This window comes from Phenylobacterium sp., assembly GCF_004299445.1.
GTDB lineage: Bacteria > Pseudomonadota > Alphaproteobacteria > Caulobacterales > Caulobacteraceae > Phenylobacterium.
Genome location: NZ_SCTC01000045.1, coordinates 1 through 21,434, shown reverse-complemented (window position 1 = coordinate 21,434; position 21,434 = coordinate 1). Strand labels below are relative to the sequence as shown.

The window sequence follows — 21,434 nt, the reverse complement described above, 5'->3', positions numbered from 1 at the left end:
TGATCACGCCGATCGCCATGGACCAGGGCCTGCGCTTCGCCATTCGCGAAGGCGGCCGCACGGTGGGTTCGGGCGTCGTCACCAAGATCGTGAAGTAAGCGCACCCGCGCTCACAACACGCACGGACAGAGGGCCGCTGGAGCAATCCAGCGGCCCTTTTTCTTTGCCCGCGCCACGCCAACATGACGTCTCTGTCATGACCTCGATTTAAGCTGTGGCCCGCCCGCGCCCCGACTAGCTTCCCGCCAGGCTGGGAGCTGAACACATGCGATTTTCGATGGCGATCCTCGCGGCGGCCGCCGCATTCACCGCGGGCGGCGCGCAGGCGGCGTCGGTCGAGATCCGCGACGCCGTCGCCCGGGTCACCGTGGTTCCGCAGGACCGGGCCGACATCAGGGTCGACGTCGTCAAGGCCCACCTGGAACTGCCGCTGCAGATCACGACGATCGGAGGCCAGACCACCATCGACGGCGACCTGCGCCGCCGCATCCACGACTGCAATGGCCTGGGCGAACGCCGCCGCGTCAGGGTGGGGGGCGTGGGCCGGGTGGCTTACGAGGACATGCCCCAGATCGTCATCTACACGCCGCGCGGCGTCGACGTGACGGCGGGCGGCGCGGTGCAGGGCGCCATCGGTCGCTCCGGAACGCTGAAGCTCAGCAACTCGGGGTGTTCGTCCTGGACCGTCGCCGATGTCGCAGGCGCCGCCGAGATCCACCAGTCCGGCGCGGGAGAGGTCCGCATGGGCGCGGCCGAGCGGCTCGACGTGCGCCTGTCGGGCGCGGCCGGCATTCGGGCCACGCGCATCCGGCAGGGCGGGCTGGAGGCGCAGTTGTCCGGCGCCGGCAACGTTCGGGTGGCCGAAGTGACCGGGCCCGTGGACGCCCGTGTGTCAGGCGTCGGGCAGATCGAGGTCGACGGCGGGCGCGCCCCACGGGTGCGCGCATCGATCTCGGGCATCGGGAAGGTGAACTTCGACGGCTCGACCGACGATCTCGACGCGTCGATCTCAGGCCTAGGGTCGATCCGCGTGCGCGAAGTCACCGGCTCACTGACGAAGTCGGTGTCGGGCGGCGGCTCGGTGCACGTGGGCAACCGGCCGTCCTAGGCGCCTGATCCGGGGCGCTTCGGCGCGCCGTCGATCTGATCCGTCTCGGCCTGATTGGGGGCGGGCGCGTCGGTACAGTGCTCGCCGCTGGCCGGGTCGGTCGCCGTCTTGCCTGAGCGCGCCGAGCCCTGAGCCCCATTCGGCTCCTGGGCCATGCGCTGCGGCGAGCCCGCCTTCTGGTCCTGGTCGCGGTTGTAGGCCTGGTCGTGGTTTTGCGTCATGCCGGCCAAACGGCTCAGCCGCAGGTTCGATCCGGCAAGAGGCTTGAAAACCGGGGCGGCTTCAGTCATACGCCTGCGTCCTACCCGACATCGTTGGAGTCTCAGTTTTCTAGCCGCCGAAGCGCGGACGACGGGTGCTTAGCCCCGGGCCTGGGAAAACGGGACGAGACGGTTCGGATAGGGGTGCTGAAGGAGTGTAGCTCAGCTGGTAGAGCGTCGGTCTCCAAAACCGAAAGTCGTGGGTTCGAGTCCCTCCACTCCTGCCACCACCTATATAGTCTGAAGTGTTGAACCGGAGCGCGGGCGGGTCCCAGCCGCTCCACTTGAGAGTCTGAGAGCCGAATGGCCAGGAAACCCTCCCCGCAAGCGATGCGCGAGCGCGCCGCCAAGACCGCGGCCGTCATGGGCTCGCCGTCGGGCGCGGCCGTCGCGGCGGCCCCAAAGAAGAAGACGTCGCTGGCGCAGTTCGCCCGCGAGGTTCGCGCCGAAGCGCGCAAGATCACCTGGACCAGCCGCAAGGAAACCTGGATCACCTCCGTCATGGTGGCGATCATGGTCACCCTGGCGGCGATCTTCTTCTGGATCGTCAACACGATCCTGAATTTCGGGATCACCCAGCTCTTGAAGATCGCGACCGGCGGATAAGAAGAACAACATGTCTGAAGCAGCCGTCTCCGGCCCGAAGGGCAATCCGCGCCACAAGTGGTACATCGTCCACGCCTACTCGAACTTCGAGAAGAAGGTGGCCGAAAGCATCCGTGAGCAGGCCAAGCAGCAGGGCCTGGAGGACTTCTTCTCCGAAATCCTCGTGCCGACCGAGGACGTCGTCGAGATCCGCCGCGGCCGCAAGGTGAACTCCGAGCGCAAGTTCTTCCCGGGCTACGTGCTGGTGAAGATGGAGCTGTCGGACGAGGCCTACCACCTCATCAAGAACACCCCGAAGGTCACCGGCTTCCTGGGCTCGGGCTCCAAGCCGATCCCGGTCTCCGAGAAGGAAGTCCAGCGCATCGTCGGCGCTATCGAAGAGGGCGTGGAGCGGCCGAAGCCGACCATCTCCTTCGAGATCGGCGAGCAGGTTCGCGTCACCGACGGTCCGTTCGCCAGCTTCAACGGCTCGGTGGAACAGGTCGACGAAGAGCGCGCCCGCCTGCGGGTCACGGTCTCCATCTTCGGCCGCGCCACGCCTGTCGAGCTGGAATACGGCCAGGTCGAGAAGGTCGGCTAAGCCTTTTCTATCCCCTTGGTGGGGAGAGCGGCGAACGAAGCGAGACGGGTTGGAGGTCAGGATCAAGCCCCCGTGCTTGGTCTAATCATCCCCATTCCGGACGCCTGCGGCGTCTCGACCCTCCCCATGAAGGGGAGGGAGAAGTTGCTCCTCAGACCTTTCGCTGCTAAACGCGCCCGCTTCGCGGTTCGCCGCGATTTCAAATCCGTGGGAGAGGGCGGCCACCGTAACCTCGCACCACGGCTCATAACCGGCCGGGTTTCCGGCCATGAGGAGCAAAGATGGCCAAGAAGATCTTGGGCTATATCAAGCTGCAGGTGCCCGCGGGCTCCGCCACCCCGTCGCCGCCGATCGGCCCGGCGCTGGGTCAGCGCGGCGTCAACATCATGGGCTTCTGCAAGGAGTTCAACGCCCGCACCGAGAAGGAAGCCAAGGGCACGCCCCTGCCGACCGTGATCACGGTCTACCAGGACAAGTCCTTCACCTTCATCACGAAGACCCCGCCCGCGTCGTACTTCATCAAGCAGGCGCTCAACATCAAGTCGGGCTCGAAGCTGCCGGGCCGCGACAGCGCCGGCAAGATCACGCGCGCCCAGCTGGTCGAGATCGCCGAAAAGAAGATGAAGGACCTCAACGCGAACGACGTCGAGGCCGCCGCCAAGATCATCGAGGGCTCGGCCCGTTCGATGGGTCTTCAGATCGTGGAGGCCTGAGACGATGGCTAAGCAACCCAAGCGCACCAAGTCCTGGACCGGCGACACCACCGTCGCCCATCCTCTGGAAGCCGCCGTGAAGCTGGTGAAGGCCAACGCCAACGCCAAGTTCGACGAAAGCATCGAGATCGCCGTCAACCTCGGCGTCGACCCGCGTCACGCCGACCAGCAGGTCCGCGGCGTCGTGGCTCTGCCGTCGGGCACTGGCCGTGACGTCCGCGTCGCGGTCATCGCCAAGGACGCCAAGGCCGAGGAAGCCAAGGCCGCCGGCGCGGAAATCGTCGGCGCCGAAGACCTAGTCGAGAAGATCCAGGGCGGCTTCATGGACTTCGACCGCGTCATCGCCACCCCCGACATGATGGCCCTGGTCGGCCGTCTGGGTAAGGTGCTGGGCCCGCGCGGCCTGATGCCGAACCCGCGCGTCGGCACCGTGACCCCGAACGTCGGCCAGGCCGTGAAGGACGCCAAGGGCGGCTCGATCGAGTTCCGCACCGAGAAGACCGGCATCATCCACGCCGGCATCGGCAAGGCCTCGTTCACCGAGGAAGCCCTGCAGGCCAACGTGAAGGCCCTGGTGGACGCCCTGAACAAGGCCAAGCCGTCGGGCGCCAAGGGCACCTACATCAAGAAGATCAGCCTCTCGTCGACGATGGGCCCGGGCTTCAAGGTTGAATCCGGTTCGGTCGGCGCCTAAGCGCGCTTTCGACCCGTGCTAGAGATCGAGGGAGCGGCGGACACGCCGCTCCCTTTTTCGTTTTGGGGCAGGTCATGCCGAATGTGGAACTCGAGCCAGCCGGGCCAAAAGCGCGCGCGACGCTGGATGCGCTGTTCCAGCTCTACACCCATGACTTCAGCGACCACTGGGCCGGGACCGACCGGGGCGAACTGCAGGAAGACGGGCGCTTTCCGAACTATCCCTACCTCGACAGCTACTGGTCCGAGCCCAACCGGTGGTGCTACCTGGTGCGGGTGGACGGCCATTTGGCCGGGTTCGTGCTGATCAACGACGTCGCCCACTCGGGCCGGCCCGTGGACTTCAGCGTCGCCGAGTTCTTCGTGGTGCGGAAGCATCGCCGGGGCGGGGTAGGGAAGGCGGCGGCGCGCGCGGCCATCGCCGGCCGGCCCGGGCAGTGGGAGCTGGCCGTAGCTCGCCGGAATGTCGGCGCCCAGGCGTTCTGGCGGGGCGTGGCGGACGAACTCGGCGTTCCGGGCACGATCGAGGCGCGCGATCACGACGACGACCTCTGGAACGGCCTGATCCTGCGGTTCATGGTGGCGTGATGGAACTCAAGGCCACCCGCTACGAGGTCACCGACGGCATCGCCGTTGTGACAATCGCCCGCCCGAAGCGCCGCAATGCGTGGACGGGGCGGATGCACACTGAATACCGCTGGATCCTGCGCGAGGCCGACAATGACCCCGCGGTGCGGGTGATCGTGGTGACCGGGGATCCCGAGGGGAACGCCTTCTGCGCCGGGGCCGACCTGCAGGCGCTGGAGGGGCATTCCGAGCGGGGCCAGTACGACGCCGGGACGCCCGACGACATCGCCGAGCCCGGCTATGGCGTGGACCCCGCCTTCGACGCGACGTTCGCCTACCACTTCGGCGTCGGGAAGCCGGTGATCGCGGCGATCAACGGGGCGGCGGCGGGCGTGGGCCTGGTGCTGGCGGCCTATGCCGACCTGCGGTTCTGCGTGCCGGGGGCCAAGTTCACGGCGGCGCACGGGCGGTTCAACTTCCCGGCGGAGTACGGCCTGTCGTGGCTGCTGCCGCGGATCGTGGGCCTGACACACGCCAACGACATCCTGCTGTCCAGCCGGGTGTTCACGGCGGAGGAGGCCGACCGCATGGGCTTCCTCAACCGCATCGTGCCGGCCGAGGCGCTGATGGACGAGGTGATGGCCTATGCCAGGAACCTCGCCCGCACCGTCGCGCCGGGCTCGGCCCGGGAGACCAAGCATCAGATCTACCGCGACCTCCACCGCGACGCCGCGACGTCGGTGAGAGAGGCCGAGGCCCTGCTGGTCGAGATGTCGAAGACGCCCGACTACCGGGAGGGCGTGAAGGCCTGGATGGAGAAGCGGACGCCGGCGTGGAACGGCTAAGCGCTTGACGCCCGGCGCGCCCGGCTTCAGGGGACGTCAAACGTTCGTTCGGAGGAAGCCCAAGTGAGACGCGCCGCCATCGTCAGCCCCATCCGCACCGCCGTGGGCAAGTTCCAGGGGAGCCTGGCGTCCATGACCGCCGGCGAGCTGGGCGCCGTGATCCTCCGGGCGCTGATTGAGCGCACGAAGCTGGACCCGATGAAGGTGGACGACGTGATCTTCGCCCAGGGCTACGGCAACGGCGAGGCGCCTTGCATCGCCCGTTGGTCGTTGCTGGCGGCGGACTTTCCGATCGAGGTGCCCGGCTACCAGCTGGATCGCCGCTGTGGCTCGGGCCTGCAGGCGGTGATCGATGCGGCGATGATGGTGCAGACCGGAGTGGCCGACGTGGTGATCGCCGGCGGCGTCGAGAGCATGAGCAACACCGAGTACTACTCGCTGGACATGCGCAACGGCGCGCGGGCCGGCTCGGTGACCATGCACGACCGCCTGGCCCGGGGTCGGGTGATGAGCCAGCCGATCAGCCGCTTCGGCGTGATCTCGGGCATGATTGAGACCGCCGACAACCTGGCGCGCGACTATCAGATCAGCCGCGAACAGGCGGACGAGTACGCGGTGATGAGCCACCAGCGCGCCACCAAGGCCTGGGCCGAGGGCAAGTTCGACGACGAGCTGGTGCCGGTCTCGGTGCCGCAGAAGAAGGGCGACCCGGTCGTCTTCGCGAAGGACGAGGGGGTCCGCGCCGACGCCAGCATGGAGACGCTGGGCAAGCTGCGCGCCATCGAGAAGGACGGCGTGGTGACGGCGGGCAACGCCAGCCAGCAGAACGACGCCGCCGCCGCCTGCCTGGTGGTGGCCGAGGACAAGCTGGCTGAGCTGAACCTCGATCCCATGGGCTACTTCGTGAGCTGGGCCGCAGCCGGCTGCGATCCGTCGCGGATGGGCATCGGCCCGGTGCCGGCGGTGAAGCGGTTGTTCGAGCGCACCGGCATGGGTTGGGACGACATCGACCTGGTCGAGCTGAACGAGGCCTTCGCGCCGCAGGTGCTGGCCGTGCTCAAGGGCTGGGGCTGGGACGATCGCGACCGGCTGAACGTCAACGGTTCGGGCATCAGTCTCGGTCACCCGATCGGCGCCACGGGCGGCCGCATCCTGGCCAACCTGCTGCGCGAGCTGAAGCGCCGCGACGGCAAGTACGGCCTGGAGACCATGTGCATCGGCGGCGGCCAGGGCATCGCGGCGATCTTCGAGGCGGCGTGACGTGACCCCAGGCGAGGTCGAGGCGCTGGTCCAACGGCTGGCGCCCGACCTGGACGCCTTCGCCGCGCCGTGGAGCCTGATCGGCAGCGGGGCGCTCATCCTGTTAGGCGTGCCGCTCGAGGACGCGGCTGACCTCGACGTCGTGACCGGAGTCGACGGGGCGCAGCGCCTGCGCGCCGCATGGAGCGGGTGGCTGGAGGCGGGTGAGGCGAAGGCGCCCGACGGTCCGTTTCGATCCGCGGACTTCGCCCGCTACCTCACGCCCTGGGGGCCGGTCGAGGTGATGGGCGGCCTGAAGGTGCGCGGACGGCTTCTCGATGTGCCCGTGGGCGTGCCGCCGGCTGCCGAGCAACTCCGCATTCTCAAGCTCTTCGGCCGGCCGAAGGACCTCGACAAGGCCGCCCGGCTGGAGGCCTGGCTGGCGGCGGGTTGAGTTCCGGCGAACCTTCCTATATACGCCCGCGCTTCGTCGCTCCCTCGGGAGAGGCGAGGACGGAAAGGTTTCGACCTTTCCCTCCTGTCCAAGAACTGTGCAGCCGCCGGGGTCACCGGGGGCCGTAACGCGAAGAGGGGCCCCTCTTCAGGCGCAGGGAGACGGGAAGATGACGGCACGTCGCCTCTCCGCAACGCGGATCGGGCGCGAGGCTGCGGCTTTCCTCATCGGACAGGTGCTTACCCGCGTGCGCATTCGCGCGTGCGCGGAACCTGAGTATGGAGACCGCAATGGACCGCGCTCAAAAGCAGGAAGCCATCGAGACGCTCAAGGGCGTTTTCAATGACGCCGGCGCCGTGGTCGTGACCCACTACATGGGTCTGACCGTTGCGGAAATGACCGATCTGCGGGGCCGTCTTCGTAAGGAAGGCGCCCAGCTGCAGGTGGTGAAGAACACCCTGGCCACGAAGGCTCTCGGGGGCTCGATCGGCGAGCAGGGCGACGCCCTGTTCAAGGGTCCGGTCGCCATCGCCTACGCCGCCGACCCGGTGTCTGCCGCCAAGGTCGCGACCCAGTACGCCAAGGACAATGACAAGTTCACGGTCATTGGCGGCTTCATGGGTCAACAGGTGCTGGACAAGGCCTCGGTGACCGCTCTGGCCACCCTGCCGTCGCTGGATCAGCTCCGCGCCAAGATCGTCGGCCTTCTGCAAGCCCCCGCGACCAAGATCGCCGGCGTTCTGCAGGCTCCCGCCGGTCAGCTGGCTCGCGTCATGGGCGCCTACGCCGCCAAAGACGCCGCCTGATCGTCACTTCCCGACAAAACCTCTCTCTTAAGGACCTAATCACATGGCCAATCTCGAAAAGCTCGTCGACGACCTGTCGGCCCTGACCGTTCTGGAAGCCGCTGAGCTCTCCAAGCTGCTGGAAGAAAAGTGGGGCGTTTCCGCTGCCGCTCCGGTTGCCGTCGCCGCCGCCGCGCCGGGCGCTGCCGCCCCGGCCGAAGCCGCCGAAGAGCAAACCGAGTTCACCGTTGTTCTGACCGCCGGTGGCGACAAGAAGATCAACGTGATCAAGGAAGTCCGCGGTGTCCGTCCGGACCTCGGCCTGAAGGAAGCCAAGGACCTCGTCGAAGGCGCTCCGCAGAACGTGAAGGAAAACATCTCCAAGCAGGAAGCGGAAGAGATCAAGAAGAAGCTCGAAGAAGCCGGCGCGACCGTCCAGATCAAGTAGTCTGGACGCGCTGGATCAGCGCTTCTCAAGAAGATCGAGGGCCGGGAGCAATCCCGGCCCTTTTTCTTTGGTCGCTTGTCGAGGCGCCCCCGATCGGGGGAGGGCGGAACCCGCCTGGGTCGTCATGTTGGCGTCGGTGCGGCGCGATCCATGGGGGGCATGATCTTGGCCAGGACGCTTCATATGTTCTTCGGTCTCGCGGCGCTGGCGTGCGCCGGGCCGTGGCCAGGGATGGCTGGCGCGCAGACCGCGGGCGACATCAATCGCCTGAACGCCGCGATCCAGATCTGCAATTCGCCGATGGGCGCGGGGATGGCCGAGTGCGCCAAGCTCCGCGGGCAGCTGGGCATGGAGCGTGCGCAGGTTCCTGGCGGTCTTGGCGGCGGCGGAACGTCCGGCGCACTGCTGGGGGCGCTCGGCGCGGCGATGAGCGCCCGCCAGGCGCCGGCGCCCGTCGCCTCGGCCGCGCCGACGGCCAACCCGCAGATGATCGCCGACTGCGTACGGGCCGCAGCTGGGAACACGGGGGCGATCCAGGCGTGCCTCAATACCGCGAGCGCGCCGCGCATGGCGGTCGCAGCGCCCCTGCCTGCTGTCCCGCGCCTGGGCCAACCCCTGATGTCGACGCCGCTCCTGCCTCAGCCGGGCATGGGTCAGAACGCGGCGGTGGGCATCCATCAGGCGGGCCAGAGCTATCAGGCCTGCGCGGCGGCCAATCCGAGCAATTGGCAGAGCTGCCTGCCGCTGTTGAACGGCGGCCAGGCCCGCTAGATGACCTGAGCTTCACTGGGCGAGGGCGCTCGGCGTGGTAGGCTCAGAACGTGGACGACTCCCTCACTCTCATCGACATGTTTGTCAGAGGCATCGCGAGCGGCGCGATGCTGGTCACCGGGTTGGCGCTGGCGGCGGGGCCCCTGAGCCGTCAGGTCCGACTGAGCGGGGGCCTGCTGGCGCTGTCCATCGCTTGCTGGCTGATGACGGAGTCGAGCACGCTCTGGGCCGCCCTCGACCGCTTCTATCCGCTGGTCCTGCCGGCTTACGCCGTGGGCGCCTGCTACTGGCTGTTTGTGCTCACAGTCTTTGATGATCGCCCGATCGCGCCGCTGAGCTGGGCGCCGATCGCACTGCTGATCGTCAGCGGCGTCGCCTGCGAAATGATGCCGCCCGATGAGCGCCAGCCGCTCTGGATGGCCCGTAACGCCTTCAGTGGGCTGCTCCTGCTTCACGCGACCTACGTGGTGCTTCGCAGCTGGCCGGGCGACCTGCTCGAGCAGCGGCGGCGACTGCGCGCCCCGATCCTGGGTTTCGCCGCCTTCTACGGCATCACGAATGTCGCCATCGGCCTGGTCAATCGCGTCGAGCCGCACGAGAGCTGGCTGCTCTGGACGGCAGGATGGCCCTACGGCGGGGCGATCTTCGCGGTCATCGTGGTCGCCGGGGCCGTCGTCTTCCTGCAGGCGCGCCCGACGCTGTTCGGCGGGGTGCGTCGCGAAGCGGTCAGCGCCGACGCGCGGGCCGAGGCGGCCGACCGGGTGCTGGCGGGCAAGCTGAACGACCTGATGACCGCCGGCGCGTGGCGGCGTGAAGGACTGACCATCGGCGCTCTGGCGCGCGAGTTAGGGGAGCCTGAGTATCGTCTGCGCCGGCTGATCAACCAGCGCATGGGGCACCGCAACTTCGCCGACTTCGTCAACGGTTTTCGGATCGAGGCGGCGATGGCTCGGCTGGGCGACCCGAACGAGGCTCGGACGACTGTGGCGGCCATTGCGTTCGACCTGGGCTACGGTTCGCTGGGGCCCTTCAACCGCGCCTTCCGGGCGGCCACCGGCGCGACGCCCACCGAGTGGCGCAGGCAGGCGCTGCAGGCCTCGCCGGAATTGCAGGAGGCCGTCTGATTTCGGAATCGGCGAGGCTCCGCCGGCCTCGGCGAGACGTGAACGCGCGGGCGGGCTGTGACTGGGTGGTCGCCAACGCGAGGATCGCCCATGGAAACCCTGCTCTCGGACGCAACCCATATCTGGCTGCGTGAGCTTGAGCCTACGCTCACACGCTACCTGCTCTTCACGCTCGCCGTCTGGCTGGCCCTCTGGGTGCTGCTTCGCCCATTCCTGAAGGCGCGGAAAATCCGTCAGGAGACGCCGCCGGCGCGGCAGATGATGGTGGAACTGGGCTTTTCGCTGCGCTCGATGCTGATTTTCGCCACCGCCGGCGTGGCGGTGACCTTCATGTACCGGGCCGGTCTCTATCCGCTGACAGGCATGGCCGACGGCTGGGGGCCCGTCTGGTTCGGCGTGTCCATCTTAGCCGGGGTCGTGGGGCTGGATGCATGGTTCTACTGGACCCATCGACTGATGCACGATCCGCGGCTGTTCCGCCGCTTCCACCGCCGACACCACAGGAGCAACAACCCGTCGCCGTTCACGGCCTACAGCTTCGATATCGGCGAGGCGCTGCTGCTGTTCGGCTTCGTCGTGGTGTGGCCGATGGTCTTCCCGACGCCGAGCGGCGCCATGGCCTGGGTCATGCTGTATCAGATCGTGACCAATACGCTGCTGCACTCGGGCTACGAGTTGATGCCCGCGCGCCGCGACGGCCGACCGATGCTGGACTTCATCGTGACCACCACGCACCACGACATGCACCATGCGCAAGCGGGCTGGAATTACGGGGCCTGGTTCACATGGTGGGATCGCTGGATGGGAACAGAGCATCCCGAATACCTGATCCGGTATGCCGCTACGGCATGGCGTCCATTCGCCGCAAAAAATAAGGTGAAGCTGGTACTCGACAGGCCGCGTTGAATCCGCGAACTATCCCTGCGTTGACTTGGTTGACGACTTGCGAAACCAGAAGTCAGCATGTTCCTCGGGTTCTAGCCGGGGATGAACGTCGGGCGGCGCGGAGACTGCACCCCTCCGTGCCGCCTTTCGTCAGGCGGCCTGCCGCCTCGACGTGTTTTTCTTGGCCCCGGGCTCTTTACGAGCGAACCGAAAGGGCCTATTTGCCGCCGTTCGCGAAAACACCTCCCGATTCACATCCATTCGATGCGGCCTTCGCGCGTGCAGGCCCCGAGGCATGGTCCCTAGCCCTCCGACCATGCGAAGGGGCGCTCCCGACGATACGGGGAGCATTCCAGCGTCCGGCTCCCGCAAGGGAGATCCGAGGGTGGACGCAGGATAAACATTCGACGCCCGGAGTCCGTCTCCTGGCGTCCTCAAGGGATCAAAATGGCGCAATCCTTCACCGGCAAGAAGCGGATTCGGTTCTCGTTCGGCCGCATTCCTGAAGCTGTGCAGATGCCGAACCTGATCGAGGTTCAGCGCTCGTCTTACGAACAGTTCCTGCAGCGCGAAGTCCGCGCCGGTGAACGGCGCGATGAGGGCATCGAGGCGGTCTTCAAGTCCGTCTTCCCGATCAAGGACTTCAACGAGCGCGCGGTGCTCGAGTACGTCTCCTACGAGTTCGAGGAGCCGAAGTACGACGTCGAGGAATGCGTCCAGCGCGACATGACCTATGCCGCGCCGCTGAAGGTGAAGCTGCGCCTCATCGTCTTCGAAACCGACGAAGAGACCGGCGCCCGCTCCGTGAAGGACATCAAGGAGCAGGACGTCTACATGGGTGACATCCCGCTCATGACGGAGAAGGGCACCTTCATCGTCAACGGGACCCAGCGCGTCATCGTCTCCCAGATGCACCGCTCGCCGGGCGTCTTCTTCGACCACGACAAGGGCAAGACCCACGCCTCGGGCAAGCTGCTGTTCGCCGCGCGCGTGATCCCGTACCGCGGCTCGTGGCTCGATTTCGAATTCGACGCCAAGGACATCGTTTACGTCCGCATCGACCGTCGCCGGAAGCTGCCGGCCACGACCTTCCTCATGGCCCTGGGCATGGACGGCGAGGAGATCCTCTCGACGTTCTACAAGACCGTCGCCTACGAGAAGAAGACTGCCGGCTGGTCGACCGCCTACATCCCCGAGCGCTGGCGCGGCGTGAAGCCGGAGTTCCCGCTGATCGACGCCGACAGCGGTGAAGAGATCGCTCCGGCCGGCACGAAGATCTCGGCGCGCAACGCCAAGAAGTTCGCCGACGCGGGCCTCAAGACCCTGCTGCTGCCGCCCGAGGCCCTGAACGGCCGCTACCTGGCGCGCGACCTGGTCAACTACCAGACCGGCGAGATCTACGCCGAAGCCGGCGACGAGCTTGACGCCGGTCTGCTGGTGAGCCTGGAAGAGCAGGGCTTCACCACCATGGACGTGCTCGACATCGACCACGTCACCATCGGCGCCTACATCCGCAACACCCTGCGCGTCGACAAGAACACCGTCCGCGAGGACGCCCTGTTCGACATCTATCGCGTCATGCGTCCGGGCGAGCCGCCGACGGTGGAAGCCGCCGAGGCCATGTTCAAGTCGCTGTTCTTCGACGGCGAGCGCTACGACCTGAGCTCGGTCGGCCGCGTGAAGATGAACATGCGTCTGGAACTGGACTGCCCCGACGACGTGCGCATCCTGCGCAAGGAAGACGTGCTGGCGGTGCTCGAGACCCTGGTCGGCCTGCGGGACGGCAAGGGCGAGATCGACGACATCGACAACCTGGGCAACCGCCGGGTCCGTTCGGTGGGCGAGCTTCTGGAAAACCAGTACCGCGTGGGCCTGCTCCGCATGGAGCGCGCGATCAAGGAACGCATGAGCTCGGTCGATATCGACACGGTCATGCCGCATGACCTGATCAACGCCAAGCCGGCGGCCGCCGCCGTCCGTGAGTTCTTCGGCTCCTCGCAGCTGTCGCAGTTCATGGACCAGACCAACCCGCTTTCGGAGATCACCCACAAGCGCCGCCTGTCGGCTCTTGGCCCGGGCGGTCTGACCCGCGAGCGCGCCGGCTTCGAAGTCCGCGACGTGCACCCGACGCACTACGGCCGGATCTGCCCGATTGAAACGCCGGAAGGCCCGAACATCGGCCTGATCAACTCGCTCGCCACCCACGCGGTGGTGAACAAATACGGCTTCATCGAGAGCCCCTACCGTCGCATCCGCGACGGCAAGACCACCGAAGAGGTGGTCTACATGTCGGCCATGGAAGAGGCGAAGCACGTCATCGCCCAGGCCAACATCAAGCTCGACAACGGCTCGATCGTCGACGACCTGGTCCCCGGCCGGGTGAACGGCGAACCCTCGCTGCTGCCGCGCGAGCAGGTCGACCTGATGGACGTGTCGCCGAAGCAGGTCGTCTCGGTGGCCGCCTCGCTGATCCCGTTCCTTGAGAACGACGACGCCAACCGCGCCCTGATGGGCTCGAACATGCAGAAGCAGGCCGTGCCGCTCATCCAGTCGGATGCGCCCCTGGTCGGCACCGGCATGGAGAGCATCGTGGCCGTTGATTCCGGCGCCGTGGTCGTCGCCCGCCGCACCGGCGTGGTCGAGCAGATCGACGGCACCCGGATCGTCGTGCGCGCGACGGAAGAACTCGACCCCACCAAGCCGGGCGTCGACATCTATCGCCTGCAGAAGTTCCAGCGCTCGAACACGTCGACCTGCATCAATCAGCGTCCCCTGGTGCAGGTGGGCGACAGGATCAAGGCCGGCGACGTGATCGCCGACGGCCCGTCCACCGAGCTGGGCGAACTGGCCCTGGGCCGGAACACGCTCGTCGCGTTCATGCCCTGGAACGGCTACAACTTCGAGGACTCGATCCTGATCTCGGAGCGCATCGTGCGCGACGACATCTTCACCTCGATCCACCTCGAGGAATTCGAGGTCATGGCCCGCGACACCAAGCTGGGCCCCGAAGAAATCACCCGCGACATCCCGAACGTCGGCGAGGAAGCCCTGCGCAACCTCGACGAAGCGGGCATCGTGGCGATCGGCGCCGAGGTGATGCCGGGCGACATTCTCGTGGGCAAGGTGACGCCGAAGGGCGAAAGCCCGATGACCCCGGAAGAGAAGCTGCTGCGCGCCATCTTCGGCGAAAAGGCGTCTGACGTCCGCGACACCTCGCTGCGTCTGCCCCCGGGCGTCGCCGGCACGGTCGTGGAAGTCCGCGTGTTCAACCGGCACGGCGTCGACAAAGACGAACGCGCCCTGGCCATCGAACGGGCGGAAATCGACCGACTGGGCAAGGACCGCGACGACGAGTTCGGCATCCTGAACCGCAACATGACCAGCCGCCTGCGCGAGCTGCTCGTGGGCAAGAACGCCGTGTCGGGTCCGAAGGGCCTGGCGCGCGGCAAGATCGAAGCCGACAAGCTGGAAGAGATCTCGCCGGGCCTGTGGTGGCAGATCGCCCTCGACGACGAGAAGGCGATGGGCGAGCTGGAGGCCATGCGCCGCCAGTTCGACGAAGGGCGCAAGCGCCTGGATCGCCGCTTCGAGGACAAGGTCGACAAGCTGCAGCGCGGCGACGAACTGCCTCCGGGCGTGATGAAGATGGTCAAGGTGTTCGTGGCGGTGAAGCGCAAGCTGCAGCCGGGCGACAAGATGGCCGGCCGTCACGGCAACAAGGGCGTCATCTCCAAGATTCTGCCGATCGAGGACATGCCGTACCTGGAGAACGGCCAGCACGTGGACATCGTGCTGAACCCCCTGGGCGTGCCGTCGCGCATGAACGTGGGTCAGATCTTCGAGACCCACCTGGGTTGGGCTTCGGCCGGTCTGGGCAAGCAGGTCGCCGACCTGCTGGAGGCGTGGCAGTACGGCGGCGGTCAGCGTCAGGCGCTGATCGACTACCTGCGCGATGCCTACGGTCCTGACGAGGAACTGCCGGACACGGACGAGGAACTCATCGAGCTGGCCAAGAACCTCTCGAAGGGCATCCCGTTCGCGACCCCGGTCTTCGACGGCGCCCACATCGACGACATCGAGAACCTGCTGGAGAAGGCGGGCCTCGACCGGTCGGGCCAGTCGTACCTGTACGACGGCCAGACGGGCGAGCGGTTCAAGCGTCCGGTCACGGTCGGCTACATCTACATGTTGAAGCTGCACCACCTGGTCGACGACAAGATCCACGCCCGTTCGATCGGCCCGTACAGCCTCGTCACCCAGCAGCCGCTGGGCGGTAAGGCCCAGTTCGGTGGTCAGCGCTTCGGGGAAATGGAGGTCTGGGCTCTGGAAGCCTACGGCGCCGCCTACACCCTGCAGGAAATGCTGACGGTGAAGTCGGACGACGTGGCCGGCCGGACCAAGGTCTACGAGAGCATCGTCCGTGGCGACGACACCTTCGAGGCCGGGATCCCGGAAAGCTTCAACGTGCTGGTCAAGGAGATGCGCTCCCTGGGCCTGAACGTGGAGCTGGAGAACAGCTGACGGTTTGCAGAGCCCTCCCTCCGCGACGGGGGAGGGCGCTCCGCCAATCCGCCCAGCTCTGACGAAATTTCGCGGCGCACGCCGCAGAAGGAACCAAGATGAACCAGGAAGTCCTGAACATCTTCAATCCGGTCCAGGCCGCTCCGACCTTCGACCGCATCCGCATCGCTCTGGCCTCGCCGGAGAAGATCCGCTCGTGGTCGTTCGGCGAGATCAAGAAGCCCGAGACCATCAACTACCGCACGTTCAAGCCGGAACGTGACGGCCTGTTCTGCGCCCGCATCTTCGGCCCGACGAAGGACTACGAGTGCCTTTGCGGGAAGTACAAGCGGATGAAGTACAAGGGCATCATCTGCGAAAAGTGCGGGGTCGAAGTGACCCTGGCGCGCGTCCGCCGCGAGCGGATGGGCCATATCGAACTGGCCTCGCCGGTGGCCCACATCTGGTTCCTGAAGTCGCTTCCCAGCCGCATCGCGCTGATGCTGGACATGGCGCTGAAGGACATCGAACGCGTTCTGTACTTCGAGCACTACATCGTCACCGAGCCGGGCCTGACCCCGCTGAAGCAGCACCAGCTGCTGAGCGAGGACGACTACCTGCGCTTCCAGGAAGAGTTCGGCGATGACAGCTTCACCGCCGAAATCGGCGCCGAGGCGGTCCAGGGCCTTCTGAAGGGCATCGAGCTCGAGAAGGAAGCCGAGAAGCTCCGCGAGGAGCTGAAGACGACCACCTCGGAAATGAAGCTCAAGAAGGCGTCCAAGCGCCTGAAGCTGATCGAGAGCTTCCTCGAGAGCAACAACAAGCCCGAGTGGATGGTGCTGACGGTGATCCCCGTGATCCCGCCGGAACTGCGCCCGCTGGTGCCGCTGGACGGCGGCCGCTTCGCGACCTCGGACCTGAATGACCTCTATCGCCGGGTCATCAACCGGAACAACCGCCTGAAGCGCCTCATCGAGCTGCGCGCGCCGGACATCATCATCCGCAACGAAAAGCGGATGCTTCAGGAAGCCGTCGACGCCCTGTTCGACAACGGCCGCCGCGGCCGCGTGATCACGGGCGCCAACAAGCGTCCGCTGAAGTCGCTGGCCGACATGCTGAAGGGCAAGCAGGGCCGCTTCCGCCAGAACCTGCTGGGCAAGCGCGTCGACTACTCGGGCCGTTCGGTCATCGTGGTGGGTCCCGAGCTGAAGCTGCACGAGTGCGGCCTGCCCAAGAAGATGGCGCTGGAGCTGTTCAAGCCGTTCATCTACGCGCGCCTGGACGCCAAGGGCCTGTCTGGCACCGTGAAGCAGTCCAAGCGGATGGTGGAGCGTGAACAGCCGGCGGTCTGGGACATCCTGGACGAGGTAATCCGCGAGCACCCGGTTCTGCTGAACCGCGCGCCGACGCTTCACCGCCTGGGCATCCAGGCGTTCGAGCCCAAGCTGATCGAGGGCAAGGCCATCCAGCTTCACCCGCTGGTCTGCGCCGCCTTCAACGCCGATTTCGACGGCGACCAGATGGCCGTGCACGTGCCGCTCTCGCTGGAAGCCCAGCTGGAAGCGCGCGTGCTGATGATGAGCACGAACAACATCCTGTCGCCGGCCAACGGCCGCCCGATCATCGTGCCGTCGCAGGACATCGTCCTGGGTCTCTACTACCTGTCGCTGGTCAAGGACGGCGAGCCCGGCGAGGGCAAGGCGTTCAACGACCTGAACGAGATCGACCAGGCGCTCGACGCCGGGATCGTGACCCTGCACACCAAGATCCGTGCGCGGCACTCGGAGATGGACGCCGAGGGCAACCTCATCCGCAAGGTGATCGAGACGTCGCCGGGTCGGATGAAGATCGCGGCCCTGTTCCCGCACCATCCGGCGGTTGGTCACCGGCTTCTCGAGAAGAACCTGACCAAGAAGGAAATCGGCAATCTGATCGACACCGTCTACCGGCACTGCGGTCAGAAGGCGACGGTCATCTTCGCCGACCAGATCATGGGCCTGGGCTTCCGCGAGGCGGCCAAGGCGGGGATCTCCTTCGGCAAGGACGACATCGTCATCCCGGCCCGCAAGGCCCCGATCGTCGAAGAGACCCGCAAGCTCGTGGAAGAATACGAGCAGCAGTACGCCGACGGCCTGATCACCAAGGGTGAGAAGTACAACAAGGTCGTCGACGCCTGGGCGAAGGCCACCGACCGCGTCGCCGACGAGATGATGGCCGAGGTCAGTTCCGCGCCGGTGATCAATGGTCGCCAGTCGGAGATCAACTCGATCTTCATGATGAGCAACTCGGGCGCCCGCGGTTCGCAGGCCCAGATGAAGCAGCTCGGCGGGATGCGGGGCCTGATGGCCAAGCCGTCCGGCGAGATCATCGAGACGCCGATCATCTCGAACTTCAAGGAAGGCCTGACCGTCCAGGAGTACTTCAACTCCACCCACGGCGCCCGTAAGGGCCTGGCCGACACCGCGCTGAAGACGGCGAACTCGGGTTACCTGACCCGCCGTCTGGTCGACGTGGCGCAGGACTGCATCATCACCGAGGAAGACTGCGGCACCACGCGCGGCATCACGCTGCGCGCCGTGGTCGAAGGCGGTGACGTGCTGGTCTCGCTGGGCCAGCGCATCCTGGGTCGCTTCGCGGCAGAGGACGTGAAGGATCCGGGCACCAACGACGTCATCGTTCCCGCCGACACCTATCTCGACGAGAACATGTGCGACCTGGTCGAGAACGCCGGCGTCCAGTCGGTGAAGATCCGCTCGGTTCTGACCTGCGACACCAAGGTCGGCGTCTGCGGCGCCTGCTATGGTCGCGACCTGGCCCGCGGCACCCCGGTGAACATCGGTGAAGCGGTCGGCGTCATCGCCGCCCAGTCCATCGGCGAACCCGGCACCCAGCTGACGATGCGGACCTTCCACATCGGCGGCACCGCCCAGGTGGCCGAGCAGTCGTTCTTCGAAAGCGCCAACGAAGGCATCGCGCGGATCTCGGGTGGCAACACCGTGGTCGCGGCCGACGGCGGCCTGATCTCGATGAGCCGCAACCTGACCCTGACCGTCCAGGTCGATGGCAAGGACCGCGAGTCCTACAAGGTGCCGTACGGCGCCCGCCTGCAGGCCAAGGATGGCGACAAGGTCAAGCGCGGCCAACGCCTGGCCAGCTGGGACCCCTACACCACGCCGATCATCACCGAAGTCGGCGGCAAGGTGCGGTTCGAGGACCTGGTCGAGAACTTCTCGTTCCGCGAGGAGGCCGACGAGGCCACGGGCATCTCCAACCGCGTGGTCATCGACTGGCGCGCCAGCTCGAAGGGTTCGGACCTTCGCCCGGCCATGTCGGTGCTGGACGAGAACGGCGCCTACAAGCGCCTGTCGAACGGCGGTGAAGCTCGCTACCTGCTCCCGGTGGGCGCCATTCTCTCCATCGGCGACGGTGACGAGGTGAAGCCCGGCGAGATCATGGCGCGTATCCCGACCGAGAGCGCCAAGACCCGCGACATCACCGGCGGTCTGCCGCGGGTGGCCGAGCTGTTCGAAGCCCGCCGTCCGAAGGACTGCGCGGTCATCGCCGAGATGGACGGTCGCGTCGAGTTCGGCCGCGACTACAAGAACAAGCGCCGCATCAAGATCACCCCGGAAGACGGTGGCGAGGCGGTCGAGTTCCTGATCCCGAAGGGCAAGCACATCGCGGTCCACGACGGCGACGTGATCCGGAAGGGCGAGTACATCATCGACGGCAACCCGGATCCGCACGACATCCTGCGCATCCAGGGCATCGAGGCGCTGGCCGAGTTCCTGGTGAACGAGATCCAGGAGGTCTATCGACTGCAGGGCGTGCCGATCAACGACAAGCACATTGAGACGATCGTGCGCCAGATGCTGCAGAAGGTGGAAATCCTCGATGCGGGCGATACCGGCCTGCTGAAGGGCGACCACCTCGAGAAGCTGGATGTCGAAGAGGAGAGCGCCAAGGCGGAATCCCGCGGCGGTCGTCCGGCGATCACCCAGCCGGTGCTGCTCGGCATCACGAAGGCGTCGCTGCAGACCCGCAGCTTCATCTCGGCGGCGTCGTTCCAGGAAACCACCCGCGTCCTCACCGAGGCCGCGGTCCAGGGCAAGAGCGACACCCTCGAAGGCCTGAAGGAGAACGTGATCGTGGGCCGCCTGATCCCGGCGGGCACGGGCTCGTACCTGCGCAACCTGCAGCGGATCGCCGCCAAGCGCGACGAAGCGCTGACGGCCAGCCGCGAGGAGGCCATGGAGCCGCTCCCGATCGAGATCGCCGACGCCGCAGAGGCCGAGACGGTCGAGTCGTAAACTCTCCAGTACCTGTCACGCGTAACGAGCGGCCCGGGAGCAATCCCGGGCCGCTTTGTTTTTCGGGTCAGGCGATCGGACAAGCTTGACCCTAGACTAGCCGCCGTCACGAACGCGCGGCTAGGATGCGACTCGTTGGGGAGCATCCGGGGGTAGTATTCATGAAGTTTCTGTGGCTGGCTGCCGTGGCCGCCTGCGTCCTCACGCCTGCGCACGCCGCGCCGCCACCGGCCTCAGCCTTCGGGCGGGTGCCGGCGGTCGTCGATGCGGCGATTTCGCCGAATGGCCAGCGCATCGCCATGCTGGGCGGCGCCTCCGAGCAGAGGGTGATCTCAATCGCCACGATCGACCAGCCCGGTCTGCCGATCCTGCAACTGGGCGAGGTGGAGGCCACCCGCCTGCGGTGGGCGGGGGACGAGAACGTGATCGCCAGCATCGCGTTCTGGCACAACGCGGGGCCGAAACAGTTTTACCGCATCGAGCGCCACGTCACGGTCACGCCGCAGGCGAAGGCCGTTGCTCGCTTCTTCGAGAACGCAACGACCAGCCAGTACCTGGTCGGGGGACAGCCCATCGTGGGCGTTACGTCCGGCTCGCCGGCCCGGGTGCTGGTCAACGACCTCGCCGAGGGGATGGGCTCGGACTCAATGAACACGCGCATGAAGCGCAAGGGCGTCGAAAACGCCAGTGTCCGCGCGATCTGGAGCATCGATCCGGCGACCGGCAAGGGCCGGATCGTCGAGCGCGGCGACTACGACACCCAGAGCTGGGATGTCGACCTTTCTGGCGAGGCGCGCGTGCGGGTGGATGTGGACGAGCTGACGCACAAGGCCGCGTTCTTCGCCCGCGCCAAGGGCAAGTCGCAGTGGGTGCAATTCTGGACGCAGGCGTCCGGCGGGCCTGAGCCCCACATGCTGGGCTATTCCGAGCCCGAGGACGCGGTCTACTTCGAACGCGAAGGCAAGCTGCTGCGCCGCCGCCTGGCCGACGGTGTGGAAGAGTCGGTCAGCGACGGCGGCCCCTCGATGGGCCTGATCTGGGACGCGCACCGGAACGGCGTGGCGGGGATATCGACCGGCGCCGAGAAGGCCGCCGTGCAGTGGCTCGACCCTGAGGTGGGCGCTGCGCATGGCGTGCTGTCGCGTGCGTTCAAAGGCCGTCAGGTGAGGCTGGCCGGTTGGTCCGCGGATCGCACGCGCTTCATGGTGCGCGTGTCCTCACCGTCGGCTCCGGGCGGCTGGTACCTCTATGACCGGGCGCGCAAGGAGGTCTCCCCGCTGGGTGAGGAGTATCCCGAGCTGAAGGACGCCACATTCGGCGCGACGCGCTGGCTGACCTACAAGGCCCGCGACGGCCTGGAGATCCCGGCCTATGTGACCCGGCCGCCCGGCGCGGCGCCCACCGCCAGGCTACCGCTGATCGTCCTGCCGCATGGGGGGCCGGCAGCCCGCGACGATTACGACTTTGATTACCTCGCCCAGTTCCTGGCGACGCGCGGCTACGTCGTGATGCAGCCCCAGTTCCGGGGGTCGGCGGGTTTCGGCGA

19 protein-coding genes and 1 tRNA gene are annotated in these 21,434 nt (G+C 66.7%); 19 read left to right on the top strand and 1 reads right to left on the bottom strand.

Annotated features, from left to right (window positions below; all coding sequences use genetic code 11):
- Positions 1-98 (top strand): hypothetical protein (locus tag EPN98_RS12385; protein ID WP_293363016.1); only part of this gene is annotated, 98 nt, incomplete at its 5' end.
- Positions 99-265: 167 nt separating this feature from the next.
- Positions 266-1,108 carry a DUF2807 domain-containing protein gene (locus EPN98_RS12380; protein WP_293363015.1) on the top strand — a complete coding sequence of 281 codons (843 nt, stop codon included), beginning with the start codon at positions 266-268 and terminating at the stop codon, positions 1,106-1,108.
- Here the strand turns inward: EPN98_RS12380 and EPN98_RS12375 are convergent.
- On the bottom strand, positions 1,105-1,398 hold the full coding sequence (locus EPN98_RS12375) for a hypothetical protein (RefSeq protein ID WP_293363014.1): 294 nt from the start codon (positions 1,396-1,398) through the stop codon (positions 1,105-1,107). The genes EPN98_RS12380 and EPN98_RS12375 overlap by 4 nt on opposite strands.
- A gap of 121 nt (positions 1,399-1,519) precedes the next feature.
- Between EPN98_RS12375 and EPN98_RS12370 the strand changes: the two genes are divergently transcribed.
- From EPN98_RS12370 to EPN98_RS12290, 17 genes are all read left to right on the top strand, one after another.
- A tRNA-Trp gene (locus EPN98_RS12370) sits at positions 1,520-1,595 on the top strand.
- A gap of 76 nt (positions 1,596-1,671) precedes the next feature.
- A complete protein-coding gene (gene secE / locus EPN98_RS12365; RefSeq protein WP_293363013.1) occupies positions 1,672-1,974 on the top strand; it encodes a preprotein translocase subunit SecE in 303 nt (100 codons plus the stop codon).
- A gap of 10 nt (positions 1,975-1,984) precedes the next feature.
- Positions 1,985-2,554, top strand: a complete 570-nt coding sequence (gene nusG, locus EPN98_RS12360; protein WP_293363012.1) for a transcription termination/antitermination protein NusG — start codon at positions 1,985-1,987, stop codon at positions 2,552-2,554.
- A gap of 281 nt (positions 2,555-2,835) precedes the next feature.
- Positions 2,836-3,267, top strand: a complete 432-nt coding sequence (gene rplK / locus EPN98_RS12355) for a 50S ribosomal protein L11 (protein ID WP_293363011.1) — start codon at positions 2,836-2,838, stop codon at positions 3,265-3,267.
- Positions 3,268-3,271: 4 nt separating this feature from the next.
- Entirely contained in the window at positions 3,272-3,961 is a 690-nt protein-coding gene (gene rplA, locus EPN98_RS12350; RefSeq protein ID WP_293363010.1) for a 50S ribosomal protein L1, read from the top strand.
- 74 nt (positions 3,962-4,035) lie between these two features.
- Positions 4,036-4,548 (top strand): GNAT family N-acetyltransferase, encoded by a 513-nt coding sequence (locus tag EPN98_RS12345; RefSeq protein WP_293363009.1) that lies wholly within the window; start codon positions 4,036-4,038, stop codon positions 4,546-4,548.
- A complete protein-coding gene (locus EPN98_RS12340; protein ID WP_293363008.1) occupies positions 4,548-5,372 on the top strand; it encodes an enoyl-CoA hydratase-related protein in 825 nt (274 codons plus the stop codon). Before EPN98_RS12345 ends, EPN98_RS12340 begins: the two co-directional genes overlap by 1 nt.
- A gap of 63 nt (positions 5,373-5,435) precedes the next feature.
- Positions 5,436-6,632: an acetyl-CoA C-acetyltransferase gene (locus EPN98_RS12335; protein ID WP_293363007.1), complete on the top strand. Its 1,197-nt coding sequence runs from the start codon at positions 5,436-5,438 to the stop codon at positions 6,630-6,632.
- Between the two features lies 1 nt (position 6,633).
- A complete protein-coding gene (locus EPN98_RS12330; protein WP_293363006.1) occupies positions 6,634-7,065 on the top strand; it encodes a hypothetical protein in 432 nt (143 codons plus the stop codon).
- Positions 7,066-7,355: 290 nt separating this feature from the next.
- A complete protein-coding gene (gene rplJ, locus EPN98_RS12325) occupies positions 7,356-7,871 on the top strand; it encodes a 50S ribosomal protein L10 (protein ID WP_293363005.1) in 516 nt (171 codons plus the stop codon).
- A gap of 43 nt (positions 7,872-7,914) precedes the next feature.
- A complete protein-coding gene (gene rplL / locus EPN98_RS12320; RefSeq protein WP_293363004.1) occupies positions 7,915-8,298 on the top strand; it encodes a 50S ribosomal protein L7/L12 in 384 nt (127 codons plus the stop codon).
- Between the two features lie 183 nt (positions 8,299-8,481).
- Positions 8,482-9,069, top strand: a complete 588-nt coding sequence (locus tag EPN98_RS12315; RefSeq protein ID WP_293363003.1) for a hypothetical protein — start codon at positions 8,482-8,484, stop codon at positions 9,067-9,069.
- A 50-nt stretch (positions 9,070-9,119) separates the two neighbouring features.
- Positions 9,120-10,193 carry a helix-turn-helix domain-containing protein gene (locus tag EPN98_RS12310; RefSeq protein ID WP_293363002.1) on the top strand — a complete coding sequence of 358 codons (1,074 nt, stop codon included), beginning with the start codon at positions 9,120-9,122 and terminating at the stop codon, positions 10,191-10,193.
- Positions 10,194-10,283: 90 nt separating this feature from the next.
- Positions 10,284-11,099 (top strand): sterol desaturase family protein, encoded by an 816-nt coding sequence (locus EPN98_RS12305; RefSeq protein WP_293363001.1) that lies wholly within the window; start codon positions 10,284-10,286, stop codon positions 11,097-11,099.
- Positions 11,100-11,525: 426 nt separating this feature from the next.
- Complete coding sequence (gene rpoB, locus EPN98_RS12300) at positions 11,526-15,599, top strand: DNA-directed RNA polymerase subunit beta (RefSeq protein WP_293363000.1); 4,074 nt, start codon at positions 11,526-11,528, stop codon at positions 15,597-15,599.
- 98 nt (positions 15,600-15,697) lie between these two features.
- Positions 15,698-19,888, top strand: a complete 4,191-nt coding sequence (gene rpoC, locus EPN98_RS12295) for a DNA-directed RNA polymerase subunit beta' (protein WP_293362999.1) — start codon at positions 15,698-15,700, stop codon at positions 19,886-19,888.
- A 161-nt stretch (positions 19,889-20,049) separates the two neighbouring features.
- Positions 20,050-21,434 (top strand): hypothetical protein (locus tag EPN98_RS12290; RefSeq protein WP_293362998.1); only part of this gene is annotated, 1,385 nt, incomplete at its 3' end.

Bases quoted from the DNA above. Each gene is read 5' to 3' on its own strand.
- EPN98_RS12380 (WP_293363015.1), top strand. From the start codon at position 266: ATGCGATTTTCGATGGCGATCCTCGCGGCGGCCGCCGCATTCACCGCG.
- EPN98_RS12375 (WP_293363014.1), bottom strand. From the start codon at position 1,398: ATGACTGAAGCCGCCCCGGTTTTCAAGCCTCTTGCCGGATCGAACCTG.
- secE (WP_293363013.1), top strand. From the start codon at position 1,672: ATGGCCAGGAAACCCTCCCCGCAAGCGATGCGCGAGCGCGCCGCCAAG.
- nusG (WP_293363012.1), top strand. From the start codon at position 1,985: ATGTCTGAAGCAGCCGTCTCCGGCCCGAAGGGCAATCCGCGCCACAAG.
- rplK (WP_293363011.1), top strand. From the start codon at position 2,836: ATGGCCAAGAAGATCTTGGGCTATATCAAGCTGCAGGTGCCCGCGGGC.
- rplA (WP_293363010.1), top strand. From the start codon at position 3,272: ATGGCTAAGCAACCCAAGCGCACCAAGTCCTGGACCGGCGACACCACC.
- EPN98_RS12345 (WP_293363009.1), top strand. From the start codon at position 4,036: ATGCCGAATGTGGAACTCGAGCCAGCCGGGCCAAAAGCGCGCGCGACG.
- EPN98_RS12340 (WP_293363008.1), top strand. From the start codon at position 4,548: ATGGAACTCAAGGCCACCCGCTACGAGGTCACCGACGGCATCGCCGTT.
- rplJ (WP_293363005.1), top strand. From the start codon at position 7,356: ATGGACCGCGCTCAAAAGCAGGAAGCCATCGAGACGCTCAAGGGCGTT.
- rplL (WP_293363004.1), top strand. From the start codon at position 7,915: ATGGCCAATCTCGAAAAGCTCGTCGACGACCTGTCGGCCCTGACCGTT.
- EPN98_RS12315 (WP_293363003.1), top strand. From the start codon at position 8,482: ATGTTCTTCGGTCTCGCGGCGCTGGCGTGCGCCGGGCCGTGGCCAGGG.
- EPN98_RS12305 (WP_293363001.1), top strand. From the start codon at position 10,284: ATGGAAACCCTGCTCTCGGACGCAACCCATATCTGGCTGCGTGAGCTT.
- rpoB (WP_293363000.1), top strand. From the start codon at position 11,526: ATGGCGCAATCCTTCACCGGCAAGAAGCGGATTCGGTTCTCGTTCGGC.
- rpoC (WP_293362999.1), top strand. From the start codon at position 15,698: ATGAACCAGGAAGTCCTGAACATCTTCAATCCGGTCCAGGCCGCTCCG.